This is a genomic window from Rhodoferax sp. P2_H8_2 (assembly GCF_056403235.1).
Genome location: NZ_JBFUFW010000008.1, coordinates 63460 through 78912, shown reverse-complemented (window position 1 = coordinate 78912; position 15453 = coordinate 63460). Strand labels below are relative to the sequence as shown.

At 60.9% G+C, this 15453-nt stretch carries 10 protein-coding genes; 4 read left to right on the top strand and 6 right to left on the bottom strand.

Going from position 1 to position 15453, the window contains the following annotated elements:
• Positions 1-29: 29 nt before the first annotated feature.
• From tgt to queA, 3 genes are read right to left on the bottom strand one after another with little or no spacing between them, the layout of a single operon-like run.
• Positions 30-1241 carry a tRNA guanosine(34) transglycosylase Tgt gene (tgt, locus tag AC1DV6_RS14390; RefSeq protein ID WP_477978520.1) on the bottom strand — a complete coding sequence of 404 codons (1212 nt, stop codon included), beginning with the start codon at positions 1239-1241 and terminating at the stop codon, positions 30-32.
• 35 nt (positions 1242-1276) lie between these two features.
• Positions 1277-2416: a GGDEF domain-containing protein gene (locus AC1DV6_RS14385; RefSeq protein WP_477978519.1), complete on the bottom strand. Its 1140-nt coding sequence runs from the start codon at positions 2414-2416 to the stop codon at positions 1277-1279.
• A 26-nt stretch (positions 2417-2442) separates the two neighbouring features.
• On the bottom strand, positions 2443-3525 hold the full coding sequence (queA, locus tag AC1DV6_RS14380; RefSeq protein WP_477978518.1) for a tRNA preQ1(34) S-adenosylmethionine ribosyltransferase-isomerase QueA: 1083 nt from the start codon (positions 3523-3525) through the stop codon (positions 2443-2445).
• 56 nt (positions 3526-3581) lie between these two features.
• Here queA and recG point away from each other — a divergent pair, with 56 nt between their 5' ends.
• Positions 3582-5807 (top strand): ATP-dependent DNA helicase RecG, encoded by a 2226-nt coding sequence (gene recG / locus AC1DV6_RS14375; protein WP_477978516.1) that lies wholly within the window; start codon positions 3582-3584, stop codon positions 5805-5807.
• Between the two features lie 9 nt (positions 5808-5816).
• On the opposite strand, the gene AC1DV6_RS14370 is transcribed toward recG, so the two are convergent.
• Together AC1DV6_RS14370 and glk are read right to left on the bottom strand one after the other, a co-directional pair.
• Positions 5817-7733: a glucokinase gene (locus AC1DV6_RS14370; RefSeq protein WP_477978514.1), complete on the bottom strand. Its 1917-nt coding sequence runs from the start codon at positions 7731-7733 to the stop codon at positions 5817-5819.
• A 24-nt stretch (positions 7734-7757) separates the two neighbouring features.
• Positions 7758-8720, bottom strand: coding sequence for a glucokinase (gene glk, locus AC1DV6_RS14365; RefSeq protein WP_477978512.1), 963 nt, complete (start codon positions 8718-8720; stop codon positions 7758-7760).
• A gap of 532 nt (positions 8721-9252) precedes the next feature.
• Here glk and AC1DV6_RS14360 point away from each other — a divergent pair.
• From AC1DV6_RS14360 to AC1DV6_RS14350, 3 genes are all read left to right on the top strand, one after another.
• Complete coding sequence (locus tag AC1DV6_RS14360; RefSeq protein ID WP_477978510.1) at positions 9253-12066, top strand: TonB-dependent receptor; 2814 nt, start codon at positions 9253-9255, stop codon at positions 12064-12066.
• Between the two features lie 93 nt (positions 12067-12159).
• Entirely contained in the window at positions 12160-13674 is a 1515-nt protein-coding gene (locus AC1DV6_RS14355) for a tryptophan halogenase family protein (protein ID WP_477978508.1), read from the top strand.
• Between the two features lie 33 nt (positions 13675-13707).
• The gene (locus AC1DV6_RS14350) at positions 13708-14541 is read left to right on the top strand and encodes an SEL1-like repeat protein (protein ID WP_477978506.1); all 834 of its coding nucleotides are present in this window, start codon (positions 13708-13710) and stop codon (positions 14539-14541) included.
• A gap of 10 nt (positions 14542-14551) precedes the next feature.
• Here AC1DV6_RS14350 and AC1DV6_RS14345 read toward each other — a convergent pair whose 3' ends face one another.
• Entirely contained in the window at positions 14552-15433 is an 882-nt protein-coding gene (locus AC1DV6_RS14345) for an aldo/keto reductase (protein ID WP_477978504.1), read from the bottom strand.
• Positions 15434-15453 lie beyond the last annotated feature (20 nt).

The window sequence follows — 15453 nt, the reverse complement described above, 5'->3', positions numbered from 1 at the left end:
AGCAGCTACTAAAACAGTAGCGTTTTGCATTACACGCCGCGCGCGCGGTCAGTGTTGAACTGCTGGATGAAGGCGCCAAAACGGCCAGCATCCAGCGCATCACGCACCTCCTGCATCAGGTTCAGGTAGTAGTGCAGGTTGTGCACGCTGGCCAGCATGGGGCCCAGCATCTCGCCGCAACGGTCCAGGTGATGCAGATAGGCGCGGCTGAAACCCTCGCGCCCACCATCGGCCCAGCTCACCGCGCTGGAGCCCGCACAGGCGTAGCAGGTGCAGGTCACATCGAGCGGCTGCTCGTCGCTCTTGTGGCGCGCGTTGCGAATCTTCAAATCGCCATAGCGGCTGAACAAGGTGCCATTGCGCGCATTGCGGGTGGGCATCACGCAGTCAAACATATCGATGCCGTTTTGCACGCCGGCAATCAGGTCTTCCGGTGTGCCCACGCCCATCAGGTAATGCGGCTTGTGTTTGGGCAGCTTGGGGCCGATGTGCTTGAGCACACGCATCATGTCTGCCTTGGGCTCGCCGACAGACAGGCCGCCCACCGCAATACCGGGGAAGTCCAGCGCTTCCAGGCCTGCCAGCGATTCATCGCGCAGGTGCTCAAACATGCCGCCCTGCACGATGCCAAACAATGCGTTGGGATTGTTCAGGCGCGTAAACTCGTCCTGGCAACGCTTGGCCCAGCGCAGCGAGAGCTCCATCGAACTGCGCGCTTCGCGCTCAGTCGTGATCTGGCCCTTGGTCTTGGTTTCGACTGACAAATACGGTGTGCATTCGTCAAACTGCATCACGATGTCGGAGTTCAGCGTGGTCTGGATCTGCATGCTGATCTCGGGCGTCAGGAACAGCTTGTCGCCGTTCACCGGAGAGGCGAATTTCACACCTTCTTCCGTAATCTTGCGCATCTCGCCCAGGCTCCAGACCTGAAAACCGCCAGAGTCGGTGAGGATGGGTTTGTCCCATTTCTCAAACTGGTGCAGGCCGCCGAATTTTTCCACGACATCAAGGCCCGGGCGCATCCACAAGTGGAACGTGTTGCCCAGGATGATCTGGGCATTCATGTCGTGCAGGCTGCGCGGCATCACGCCCTTGACGGTGCCGTAGGTGCCCACGGGCATGAAGATGGGGGTCTCCACAACGCCGTGGTTCAGCGTCATGCGGCCGCGGCGGGCATGTGAGCCCAGGTAAGTGCCATCAGCGGAGGCGGGGTCGTCTTTGAGTAGGTCGAATTTCAACATGGTCGGTATTGTCTTTGAGAGGGGTCAGGCTGCGCTTATGCAGCCATGGCGCGATTGCGCCCTTGGGCCTTGGCGGTGTAGCAGGCGGCGTCGACGCGGCTGAAACTGGCCTGGGGCGAGGTGTCGGAGGCCCACAGCATTTCGCCAGCGCCAATGCTTGCGGTCACGGCAATGCTGCGGCCATCAAATACGCAGGGTGTGCTGGCAAGTTCGGCGCAGACTTCGTGTGCGACCGCCAGCGCGTCGTCCGCACTGGTGTCTGGCAATAGAACGACAAACTCTTCGCCGCCTATGCGCGCGACCAGATCGCTATTTCGGCGAAAGCGCTGCTGCAGCAATTGCGCCACCTGGCGCAGGCAGGCGTCGCCCGCCGCATGGCCATGGCTGTCGTTGATGCGTTTGAAATCGTCCAGGTCCAGCACCAGCAGCGATAGCTTGGCCGAGTGGCGTGCCGCGTGGTGCCAGTGCGCCTGGAACGCGCTCTCGTATTCGCGTCGGTTTGCGACCCCGGTGAGGGCATCCAGACGCGACAGGCGTTCGATCTCGGCGCGGCTGGTGAGCAACGTGTGCTCGATCTCCATCTGCTTGCGGTACTCGCGCGCACGCCGGCGGATGTGCAGCGCCTGGTAGACGCAATACACCGCCAGCACCGTGGCCACACCCTGCAGGCCAGGCGTATAAACCAGAAAGAAAACCGTCGCAGGCACCAGCATCAGAAACACTGTGAGCAGCGCGTGGCGCGGCGCGAACGCATAGGTCTCGCCACTGGCGGCGGTGAAGGTGATGGTGCAGGTGGCTGCAATAATGAACGCGGTGGTGGCCTGGTGTTCGGTGGCGCCCGTGATCCAGAACACAGCGCACCACAGCAGGCACACCAGATGCACCAGCAGCCAGTGTCGATTCCACCAGGTTTGGTTGGCAGCACTGTCCTGCGGATCCTGCGGTGGTTTGTGCAGCCAGCGCAATACTCCGAGCACGCCAAACATCAGCAGGAGCGGCCAGACCAAAAGCGGCTGGCTGGTGAAATAGCCGCCAACCCAGGACACCAGCGCATAGCCAATCGCATAGAACGCCGGGCCCGACAGCGCACGGCGATAGAACTCGCTGATCGCCCGCTGGCGCTGGTATTGCGACAGAGTGGGCGATGCGCCGGGTAGCTCGGAGATTTCAAGCATTGCGGTGTGGCGTAATATTGCGTTGTCTATGGCCTGCGTTCCAACAACATGGCATCACCATAGCTGAAAAACCGGTACTTGCGTGCAATCGCGTCGCGGTACAGCGCCATGATGTGGTCGTAGCTCGCAAAGGCGCTGACCAGCATCATCAGGCTGGACTTGGGCAGGTGGAAGTTGGTGACCAGCACGTCGATCAGCTTGAAGTCAAAGCCCGGCGTGATGAAGATATTGGTGTCGCCCGACGTTTGCCCGGTTTTGGCCCAGCTCTCCAGCGTGCGCACGGTGGTGGTGCCCACGGCCACGATGCGGCCACCGCGCGCCTTGCAGTCGGCAATCGCCTGTTGCGTGGCGGCGGGTACTTCGTACCACTCGCTGTGCATCTGGTGCTCTGCCAAATTCTCGGTCTTCACGGGCTGGAACGTGCCGGCACCCACATGCAGCGTCACATGCGCGCGCTGCACACCCATCGCATCGAACTGCGCAAACAGCGCGTCGTCAAAGTGCAGGGCGGCAGTAGGTGCGGCCACGGCGCCGGGGTTTTTTGCAAACACGGTCTGGTAACGCTGCACGTCCTCGGGTGAATCGCTGTGCGTGATATAGGGCGGTAGCGGCACGTGGCCGTGGCGCTCCATCAGAGTGTAGGGGTCGTCGCCGTGGTCGTTGCTCAGTACAAAGCGGTAGATCGGGCCGTCGGCGTTGGGCCAGCGGCTCAACAACGTAGCGCTGAGGCCGTCTTCCTGGCCCGGCGCGCAAGTCATCTTGATCGTGGCACCCACTTCGGGCTTCTTGCTGACACGCATGTGCGCCGCTACCTGGTTGCCGCCCAGCACGCGTTCGATCAGCAACTCCACCTTGCCGCCGGTAGATTTTTCACCGAACAGGCGGGCGTTGATGACCTTGGTGTCGTTGAAGACCAGCAGGTCGCCAGCTTTCAACAGAGACGGCAGTTCGCGAAAGATGCGGTCTACGGATGCGGGGCCGGTTCCATCCAGCAAGCGGGAGCCGCTGCGCTCGGGGGCGGGGTGCTGGGCGATCAGGTCCTCGGGAAGTTCAAAGTCGAAGTCACTGAGGGTGAAGGTGCGCGGGGCACCGGGGGATGCAATAGACATGGTGCTTGAGGGCCGAACGGACCCGTTCCAAGTTGAAACAAGGGCAGAATTGTCCCATGCCCAGAAAATCCGCCGCCAAACCTGCTGAAGCCGCTCCTGCGGCCGGGGCTGCCAAGGCGACGGAGACCAAGTCTCCTGCACAAAAGGCGCTGGAGAAACTGGGCCTGAAGCGCGACATTGACCTGGCGCTGCATCTGCCATTGCGCTACGAGGACGAAACCCGCATCACGCCCTTGCAGGACGCACGCGACGGCGCGCATGTGCAGATCGAGGCGACGGTGACGCACTGCGAAGTGGCGTACCGCCCGCGCCGCCAACTGGTGGTCACAGTCGATGACGGCACCGACACCTGCGTGCTGCGTTTCTTCAACTTTTATCCATCACAGCAAAAGGCGCTGGCCGTGGGCAGCCGCATCCGCGCGCGCGGCGAGGTGCGTGGCGGCTTCATGGGCCGGACCATGCTGCATCCGGTGTTTCGCGCCGCAGGCGGTGATTTGCCCACCGCGTTGACGCCGGTCTATCCCACGGTGGCCGGTTTGCCTCAGCCGTATTTGCGCAAGGCCGTGCTGTCTGGGTTGGCGCGGGCCGAGCTGTCCGATACCTTTGCTCCCGGAGATTTAAGCCAAAACAGCCCGGGACCCTTGTGGACATTGCGTGACGCGCTATTGTTTTTGCACCACCCCCGGCCCGATGTATCGCTGGACACGTTGCACGACCACAGCCATCCGGCCTGGCAGCGGCTTAAGGCAGAAGAGTTGCTGGCACAGCAATTGAGTCAATTGCAGAGCCGCCGCGCGCGCGCCACGTTGCGCGCACCGCAACTGCAATTGTCCTTTCCGGAACCCAAGGATTCTCTGCACCAGTGCCTGCTGGCGGTATTGCCATTCGCATTGACCGCCGCGCAAAAACGCGTGGGTGCCGAGATCGCCAACGACCTGGCACGCCATGTTCCCATGCACCGACTGCTGCAGGGCGATGTCGGCGCTGGCAAGACGGTGGTTGCCGCGCTGGCCGCGGCGATTTGCATAGACACCGGTTGGCAATGCGCATTGATGGCGCCGACCGAGATATTGGCAGAGCAACACTTTCGCAAATTGCTGGGCTGGCTGGAACCGCTGGGCATCACGACGGCCTGGCTGACCGGCACGCAAAAGGCCAAGGAGCGCCGTGAAATGCTCGCGCTGATAGAAAGCGGCGAAGCGCAACTGGTGGTCGGTACCCACGCGATCATTCAGGACAAGGTGAAATTCAAGAACCTGGCGCTGGCGATCATCGATGAGCAGCATCGGTTTGGTGTGGCACAGCGGTTGGCGCTACGCAACAAACTTCAGCATGGCGTCGCCGACGGGCCGCCCCGAGGCGACGCAGCCCCCTCGGGGGGCAGCGACCCGCGCAGCGGCGGAGCGTGGGGGCTTGTCCCAATGGAGCCGCACATGCTGATGATGACGGCCACGCCGATCCCGCGCACGCTGGCGATGAGCTATTACGCCGACCTCGATGTATCCACACTGGACGAACTGCCACCCGGGCGCACGCCAATCGTGACCAAGGTGGTCAACGATTCACGCCGCGACGAAGTGATTGAACGTATCCGCGCGCAGATTGAACAGGGGCGGCAAGTCTATTGGGTCTGCCCGCTGATCGAAGAAAGCGAAGCGCTGGATTTGACCAATGCCACGCAGACCCATGCCGATCTCGCCGAAGCCCTGCAAGGTGTTAAACGCACCGATGGCCAACCAGTCCTGATTGGCCTGCTGCATTCGCGCATGCACGTGGACGACAAGAAAGCGGTGATGGCAGCATTCACTTCCGGCCTGATGTCGGTGCTGGTCAGCACGACGGTGATTGAAGTCGGTGTGGATGTGCCCAATGCGTCACTGATGGTGATTGAGCATGCAGAGCGTTTTGGTTTGAGCCAGTTGCACCAATTGCGTGGCCGGGTCGGGCGCGGTGCGGCAGCATCGGCTTGTGTGTTGCTGTATTCCACCGGCGACGGTCCGCGCCTGGGAGAGGCCGCGCGCGAGCGCTTGCGTGCGATGGCCGAGACCAATGATGGCTTCGAGATTGCGCGGCGTGATCTTGAGATTCGCGGGCCGGGTGAGTTTTTGGGTGCGCGGCAGAGCGGAGATGCGATGCTGCGCTTCGCCGATTTGGCGGTGGACACCGACCTGCTGGAATGGGCGCGACAGGAGGCGCCCAAGTTGCTGGATCACTATCCGCATCTTGCCGAGCGGCATGTGCAAAGGTGGTTGGGCACCCGCTCCGAGTTCTTGAAGGCCTAGGCCTTTTTGCTACTTGCTGTGCGATGTCAGATGGGCCAGCGCGCCCGCCGCACTCATGCCCAGACCGGTGCGGTTGGCGGCAGGAATATTTGGGCGCGCCTCATCCATTGCGACACTGGCCTCGTTGCCCAGTACCGGCAAGCTGTCGGCGCCGCGGCGCATCGATACGCCGACGACCAGGATGTCGACCATCAGCAGATGCAGGATGCGACCAATCATCGGCACCTGTGTCGCCAGATCTTCGGCGTGGTCCACGATCAATGACAGATCGGCCTTGCGCGCCAGCGGCGACTGGCTGGCGGTGATCGCAATTACAGGGGCGCCGCGCTCGCGGGCTTTTTCCACCACGTCCATCAACTCGGGGATGCGGCCGCTGCTGCTGATCACGACGACCACGGTCTTCGGTGTCAGCAGATTGGAGGCCAGTACCTGCATGCGCGGCACGGTGTAGGCATTGCTGGGTACGCCCATGCGCAAGAACTTGAACTGCGCGTCTTCGGCGACCACGCTGTAGTGGCCCACGGCATAAAACTCGACCCGCTCGGCGCCGCAAATCAGCGCAATCGCCTTGTCGATGGAGTCGCGGTTCAAGTGGTCGCGAACTTGTAGTACCGCTGCGGCCGTATTGCCCAGCACCTTGGCACCCAGCTCCAGCATGCTGTCTTCGCTGGTAACTTGGGTGTGGGTGATTGGTATCGTGCCCGTCAGGCCGGAAGCCAGCCGCAGCTTGAAGTCAGACAGGCCTTCGCAACCCAGCGAGCGGCAAAAACGGATCACGGTGGGCTGGCTGACGTCGGCCGCTTTGGCAATCGATGCAATGGCGTCGTTGACGGTGGTGCGCGGGTGCGCCAACACATGGTCGGCCACGCGCTGCTCGGCTGGCGACAGGCTTGCGCGCACGCGCTGTATCTGGCTCAAGAGCGCCGAGCCCTGCGCGGCGTCCAGGCTGCGCAGCTGTGCAGACAGGATGATGGAAGCGCCGACCAGCGTGGCATCGCCTGAAGTGATCACGAAGGTCGGGATGCGCTTCATGTAATCGTTGAAGCGGCCCTTGTCTTCAAAGCGCTGGCGAAAGCTCGATTGATCGAAATAATCACCCAGTCGCGGGACGATGCCGCCGCCGATGTAGATGCCGCCGAACGCGCCTTGTGTGACCGCCAGGTTGGCAGCAGCCGTACCCAGCATGCCGCAGAACACATCAATGGTTTCCACGCACAAAGGGTCGCTTGCGTCCAGCGCATTTTGTGTGATGTCGGGTGCGTGCAGGGGTTTGGCAACCACACCGGCGCGGTCCGCCAGCGCGCGGTAAATCAGTTCGATACCTGGGCCGGAGACCAGTCGCTCGAACGAGACGTGGGCATGTTCTTTCCACGCAAAGCGCAGGATGGCCATCTCGCGTTCGTCGTGTGGGGCAAAACTGGTGTGACCGCCTTCGGTGCCCAGTGCAATCCAGCCGTCGTTGGCAGGAATCAATCCGGAAACTCCCAGTCCGCTGCCGGCACCTATCAGTCCCACCACACTGCGCGACTCGATGCTGCCGCCACCGACCTGGCGGCGCTGGTGTGGCAACAGGCTGGGCAGTGCCATCGCCAGTGCCGTGAAGTCATTGACGACGACCAGGTTGTCAAACTGCAGCCGCGCACGCATCTGCTCGATGCTGAATTTCCAGTGGTAATTGGTCATGCGCACCTGATCGCCTGCCACGGGGGTGGCGATGGCGACGGCGGCGTTCTTGATGCTCGCGGCGAGGGCCTCCGGAATGCCTGCCAGATACGCTTTCACGGCCGCATAGAAGTCGGCGTGCTCCTGACAGTGCAGCGAAGCGTTGTATTCCAGAACGCCGGGGGCTACTTCCAGCGTGAAGCGGGCATAGGTGCCGCCAATGTCAGCCAGCAGGCGAGGGGCGTCATAGGGCAAATTGGGCATGTGATCTCACCGAGTCAGGACAACTCAGGATTTCAACACATCCAATGCGCGTGATGCGCCTATCAAAGCCGGGGTACTGGCCGTAATCAGCCACGCAGGGATGGGGCGCAGATAGTCGCCAAAGCGCCCCTTTTCTTCAAACTTGGTGCGAAACAGTGTGGCGTCGAACAATTCGCCCAGCCGCGGCACGATGCCGCCGCCCACGTAAACACCGCCGCGCGTACCCAAGGTGAGCGCCAGGTTGCCAGCGACGTTGCCCAGAAAGCTGGCGAACAGCGTCAGCGCAGCTCGGCAGGTCGCGTCTGTGGCAGCGGTCTCCGTGATATCGGAGGGCTTGTAGTTGTGCGCTGTCTCGCCGCGAACCGCGCTGAGCGCGCGGTACAGGTTGACCAGACCCGGCCCGGACAATACGCGTTCGGCGCTGGCGTGGCCAAATTCCTTGCGCAACACTTCTACGACGGCAGCTTCCAATGCATCGGTTGCTGCCAGCGTTGCGTGCCCACCTTCGCCGCTGACGGCGATCAGTCCACCACGGCCATCCGGCAGCAAGCCGGATACGCCCAGGCCGGTGCCAGGGCCAATCAGCGCTAACGGTGCATTGGCGACAGGGGCCGCGCCGCCCAACGCGCGCAAATCGGAGCCGGCCAGGGCTGGCAAACTCATCGCCAGCGCAGTGAAATCGTTGATGACCAGGCAGCGTTCGACAGCCAGCGAGGCCTTCAGATCGGCAATCGAGAATGACCAGTCGTTGTTGGTGAACTGGATACGGTCGCCGGTGATGGCCGTCGCCACGCCAATGCTGGCTGCGTGGGGGGCGCCCAGGTCGTGCTCTTTCAGGTAGCGCACTGCGGAGTCATAGAGCGACGCGCTGGTCTTGCAGGGCGTCACCGAGATATGTTGCAGGGGTTCGCCCGCCTGACGTTGCCAGGCCCAGCGCGCGTTGGTGCCGCCTACATCACCCAGTAGCCTGGGAAAGCCCGGGCTCACGCGTGCACTCCTGCAGTCCAATGTGTGGCTGGCAAAGTTTCCAAAATAGTGACCCTGTTTCTGCAAATGTAGTCAAATAACACATCAGTGTACATGGCTTGTAGTCTGCGTACCCCTGTGAAAACCCCAAGACGCCTATGCAAAGCGGCAATCTCAGTGTGCTTCGGGCATTTGTACTTAGTAAAACGACAGCTGGTTTCAAGAAATTCTGGTGTTACATCGGAATTCCAGAAAAAAATAGAAAATCAGCAGATATAAAATGTAGTTTCAGTACAAATACGTAAAAATACCGGATCTACTATGGGCCCATTTGGCGCCTCTTTTTGGTGAAAGTGTTGCTTAAACCCCGATTAATTCCCGAATCGGGTGCGAATTGACTGTGCTTATGCACATTTCTAGGGTTTACGCCTATGTCGATGAATTTCTTGTTTTGATACAAACTGGGTGTAACCCATTGAATACCCCGGGCGGGGTGATCTTGGGCTCGGCCCAGAGAAATATGTTTGTTCGATAAGTCCCTTAGGAGATAACGATGAAGAACCCGCAAATCCAGCGCACGGCAACCCGTCGCTTTACCTTGGCCCCGGTTGCGCTTGGGTGCGCCGCGATGGTGATCGCCAGCAGCGCTGCTTACGCCCAATCCACTACCGATGCCAATCTCGGTGTGGTGACCGTGACTGGTATCCGCAAGGGTATTGAAGACGCCATCTCGGTAAAGCGCAACAACGACACCATCGTTGAAGCAATTTCTGCCGAAGACATTGGCAAGCTGCCCGACACCACGATTGCCGAATCACTGGCCCGCCTGCCAGGCGTGACCACGCAACGCACCAAGTCCGGCGCGGCGTCCACCATCAGCATCCGCGGCCTGGGCCCTGACTTCAATGGCTATCTTCTGAACGGCCGCGAACAAACCAGCACTGGCGACAGCCGCGCGGTCGACCTGAGCGTTTATCCGGCTGAGCTGATCGGTGGTGCTACTGTCTACAAGACGGGCGACGCTGCGCTGATGAGTGCGGGCCTGGCCGGCACGATCGACAACCTGCTGATTGACCCGCTGGCCTTCCCGGGCCGTGTGCTGGTTGCCAGCGCGCAGAAAGTGCGCAGTGGCATCGGCCTGGAAGGTGTGCCCGAAGGCACCGGCAACCGCGCCAGCCTGACCTATATCGACCAGTTCGCTGACCGCACGCTGGGTATCGCGATGGGCTTTGTACGCGTTGACGGTACCAGCAACGAAACCGGTTCCGGCGGCTGGGGTGGTGGCAGCACCGGCGCAGTCACGCAGACCGATGGCACTACCGTGCAGGCCAAAAATCCCGATACCTGGGGCAACGGCGTGGACTTCAAGAACCGCACAGTGACCGACAAACGCACTGGCGTTGCGGCCATCATTGCTTACAAGCCCAATGCGGCATGGCGCAGCCAGTTGGACCTGTTCTACGCAAAGGCTGACACCACAGCCAAGGAAGCGCGTTTTCAGGCCGGCCTGAACTTCCCGATCACCAATGCGACCGTGGTCAATGGCGTCGCCGTCAAGGGCACGTACCAGTTGCCGGTGGGCAGTTTTGTCAACCGCATCGAAAGCGTGTTTGATGATGACACCGTCAAGTCCATCGGCTGGAAGAACACGCTGAAGATGAGCAATGGCTGGACCGCCATTCTGGATATCAGCAGCAATTCCGCCACCCGTATCGAGCGCGATATCGAGGCGTATGCGGGTATTCCTACTGCGGATACTTTTACTTTCGACAACACCGGTGGCACGCCCAAGTTCACGCTGGGTCGTGCGACCGACTACACCAACCCGGCCATCATCAAGGTGCGTGACCAGTCCGGCTGGTCGGGTGTGACCTGCCCGGACGGTCAGTCCTGCCCACAAGCGGGTTATTCCAAGGGCCCCAACATCAAGGATGAGGTCAACGCCGTCCGTCTGGATTTCAAGTCCGAGCTGGCCTCCGGCGGGATGTTCTCTGAAGTCGCTTTCGGTGGAAACTATTCCGACCGCAGCAAGACCCGCACCACCGACGAAGGCCTGCTGGTCTCGGCGACCAACAATGGCCGCGATGCGTTTGCCTTTCCAAGTGACGCCTATGTGGCAAGCAACATCGCAGGCACCGGCATCAACCTGCTGACTTTCGATCCGACTGCCGGTCTGTGGCCCGGTGCAACGATTCTGCGCAAGTACAACGACGACATCCTGTCGAAGTCCTGGTCGGTCCAGGAAAAGGTCATGACCGGCTACGTGAAGTTCGGTATTGACACCAACTACGCCAATATTCCATGGCGCGGTGGCGTTGGCATGCAAGTGGTGAACACGGATCAGTCCTCTGGCGGCTTCCAGGCTGGTGCAGATTCGAGCCCGACACTGAACAATCCGGCCAAGGGTTTCACCACTGCCGGCCAGAATTACACCGATGTGTTGCCGTCCTTGAACCTGACGGGTGACATGGGCAATGGCAATCTGTTGCGCTTTGCACTGTCTTCGCAGATTGCACGTCCGACACTGACCGACATGCGTAACTCCTTCGCCGCCAGCGAAGACAAGAACGCTGGCAACTCGACGTTCGGTCACTTCGTTGGCTCTGCTGGCAATCCGATGCTCAAGCCTTTCAAGGCCACGGCGGTTGACGTGTCCTATGAAAAGTATTTTGGCAAGAAGGGCTACTTCAGTGCCGCAGCCTTCTACAAGAAGCTGGACACCTACATCACGCCGGCAACCAACACCGCCTACGACTTCACCAACTACAAGAACGCACTGGGTCTGGCAACGCCAGCGTCCGGCTCGAACGTGGGTGTGTTCACGACCACCGTCAACGGCACAGGCGGCAATCTACAAGGCTTTGAACTGGCGGTGTCCGCACCCTTCAACCTGGTGACTACGGCCCTGGACGGTTTCGGCGTAAGCGCCAGTCTGTCAAAGACCGACAGCTCGGTGAATATGCCCAATCTGATTGGCCTGAATCCGACCCAACAGGTGCCGACAGACAGCGTGACCATGCAGTTGCCTGGTTTGTCCAAGGACAACGCCAAGCTGACGCTGTACTTTGAAAAGTGGGGCTTCAGCGCCTTCGTCGCCAGCAACTACCGCTCCACGTATGTGGGCAGCGTAGCCAACGACGCCATCGGCGGCTACCCGACACTGCGCTACATCGAGGGTTCGACCTGGGTCTCTGCGCAAATTGGTTACGAGTTCTACGAAGGACCGATGAAGGGTCTGGGTCTGCGCCTCGAAGGCAACAACCTGAACCGCCCTGTGTATCGCCAGTTGAAGGCCGACGGCAGCGTCGACTCGGAAAACAAGACCGGCAGCACGATGATGTTCAAACTGACTTACAAGCTGCAATAAACTGCGGCTTCAAGAACCCCTTGCCGGAAGTCTTCCGCAAGGGGTTTTTTTCATGGCGCTTCAATAGAATGAACTGATTTGCGGATGGTTGCGATGGAACACAAGAATTTACGCGACGTGGTGATCGTCGGCGGCGGGACCGCGGGCTGGATGACAGCCGCTGCGCTGGCCAAAGTGCTGAAAGGCAAATACAACATTCGCTTGGTAGAGTCGGATGAGATCGCCACGATTGGTGTGGGCGAAGCGACGATCCCGATGATCAATCTGTTCAACCGTCTGCTGGATCTGGACGAGGACGACTTTATCCGCCAGACGCAGGCCTCGTTCAAGCTAGGCATCGAGTTTGTCAACTGGGGCCAGTTGGGTGACCGTTATATCCACGGCTTTGGCGTGATTGGCCAGGACAACTGGACAGTGGACTTTCATCAGTACTGGTTGAAGCAGTTCCTGGCCGGCAAGGCCAAGGATCTGGACCACTACTCGATCAACACTGCAGCGTGCCTGCAAAACAAATTCTTGCGTGCAATGCCTGACCGGCCGAACTCTCCGCTGTCGCAGATTGCCCATGCCTACCACTTTGATGCCGGGCTGTATGCCAAGTTTTTGCGCAAGTATGCCGAGGCGCGCGGTGTGGTGCGTGTCGAAGGAAAGATCACCGATGTCATGGTGCGCGAAGGCGACGGCCACATTACCGGCGTGCAATTGCAGAACGGCCAGAAAGTTGAAGGCGAACTCTTCATCGACTGCTCGGGCTTTCGCGCGCTGTTAATCGAAGGCACGCTGAAAGCAGGCTACGAAGACTGGTCGCATTGGCTGCCCTGCGACCGCGCCATCGCCGTACCGTGTGCTTCAGCCAAAGAGCTGACGCCTTACACCCGTTCTACTGCGCATACGGCGGGGTGGCAGTGGCGCATCCCGCTGCAGCACCGTATCGGCAATGGCCATGTGTTCTGCAGCAAATACCTGAGCGAAGACGAAGCGACGGCGACGTTGATGGGCAACCTGGATGGTGCCCCGCTGGCCGAGCCACGCACTGTGCGCTTTGTGACGGGCAAGCGCAAGAAGGCCTGGAGCAAGAACTGCATTGCCATCGGTCTGTCCAGCGGTTTCGTCGAGCCACTGGAGTCCACCAGCATCCATCTGATCCAGATGGGTATCGCCCATTTGCTGACGTTCTTCCCGTCGGCCGGATTCGACTCCGCCGACGTGGACAAATACAACCAGGTGATGAACCAGGAGTATGACTGGGTGCGCGACTTCATCATCCTGCACTACAAGGCCACCGAACGGACGGATGCGCCGTTCTGGAACTACTGCCGCACGATGGAAATCCCGCAGACCCTGCAAGAACGCATCGACCTGTATGCCGCCAACGGCCGGGTCGTGCGCGAAGGCAACGAGCTGTTCACCAAGGTCAGCTGGCTGCAGGTGATGCATGGTCAGCGCATCCGGCCGCAGTCCTACCACCCGCTGGCCGATCTGCTGGACGAAGGCGAGATCCAGACCTATCTGGCCCAGATCGAAGACGTTATTCAAGCCTGTGTGGATGTCATGCCCACCCATGCAGATTTCATTGCACGCCATTGCGCGGCGCCGAAAATGGGCTAAGGCCTGTGTATCAAACAACCCAAGGAGCGATTCATGCGTAAACCTCTTGCCCTTTTGCTGTTGGCCGCTGCGGCTACTACTTGCTGGGGTGGCGAGACCACCCAGGCCGTGAGCCGGGCCATCGCTGCGCGCGATTGCGTGGGTGCGGTGCGCGAGCTGAACCAGGCGCTGGCCGGCGGCAGTGCGGAAGCCATGTTGCTGGGTGGCGCGATGTTTGAGCAGGGCCTGTGCCTCAAACCCAACGTGGATCGCGCGTCTCGCCTCTATGTGCGCGCGGCCGATGCCGGCGCGCTCGGTGCGCGTTCGCGCCTGGCGGCCTTGTACGCGTCGCCAGCCGGCGGCCCGGACAAGGGCGCGGCTGTGTGGTGGGGCTTGCAAGCAGGCTTGCCCCTGCCTGCCGCTTGCACCGTAGACGCCAGCTTGCGTGGCAATGCAGAGCGCTTCGCGCAGGAGCTGGCGCGCTGGCCCGCGGGCATGCTGGATGCGTGCGTGTACGTCACCGGCGTGCTGGCGGCTCTGGACGCCGAGTTCATCCTGCAACCCGTGGCGGCCAACCCCAGTGGCGTCACCATAGACTTTCGCCCAGTGAGCGGCCGTCTGGATGTCGGTGTGTCGCAGCAGTCCCAGGCCCTGACCGACAGCAGCCCCCGCGTGGTCACCACCAATAACGTGGTGGGTGCCAATGATGTGCAACAAAGCGCGACGCCCGAACAGACCCGTGCCCTGCAATTGCAGGAAGAGCGCAAGTCCCTTGCGAAGAGCGTCGAGACCCTGAGTCGCGATGCGCTGGCGCGGTTCCCCCAGCCGTCACAAGTCGATCCGACCTGGCGTATTCAGCTGTCCATACAAGCTGCGCGCCCGCAATAACCGCCGTGCTTTAGATCAGGCTTGCCCAGCCCTGGTTGTGGCTGGCGAAGGCAGCGGTTATTTTGGCCTGCTGCGATGCAGGCAACGGCCCCTGCGCGACGATGGCCACGTTGCGCAGAAAATTCTCAGGCGTCTTGGTGCCGACAATGGCGCTGGCCACGCCCGGCGCAAATGCCGCATAGCGCAGTGCAAGCTCTGCCCAGTCGAGGCCCGCCGGGGCAATCGCCATGGCCTGGAAGCGATCCCAGTACTGGCCTTCGGCGAAATCGTCCGGTCGCTTGGCGAAACGCCAGACCGCTCCGGCCAGTGGTCGCTTCGCAATCACGCCTACGTTGTGTGCCTGGGCGACGGGCAAGTGCTGGCGCTGGTTCGCCTGGTCGCATACACTGACCGACGTCTGCACGCTGCCAAAGCGTCCGCTGTCGATGGCCCAGCGCAGCTCGGCCTCATCACCGGAATAGGCAACTACGCGCAGCTTGCCGCGCGATTGGCAGTCCTCCAGCGCCCGCACCACATCGCCTTGCTGCAGCACATGCAAAGGGCAGGAATGCAGATGCACAATGTCCAGCACATCGGTATGCATGCGGCCCAAGGCCGCATCAACACCAGCAACAATGCAGTCATAGGTCCAGTCCTGAAAGCCGGGAATGCCGTAGCCCACTTTGGTGGACAAGACATAGTCGCTGCGGCGGTGCGCGATGTGGCGGCCTATGCGTTCTTCGGACAGGCCATAGCCGCGTGCGGTGTCGATCAGGTTGACGCCAGCATCCAGCACCGCATTGAGCAAGCGACCTGCGTCGGCCTCGCTGACACGGTTGTCGTTGAGGTGCATGGCCCCAAAACCCAGTACCGAAACCTGCAATCCGGTATTGCCAAGTGCTCTTGTTTTCATAGCTTCTTACGCACGTTCTA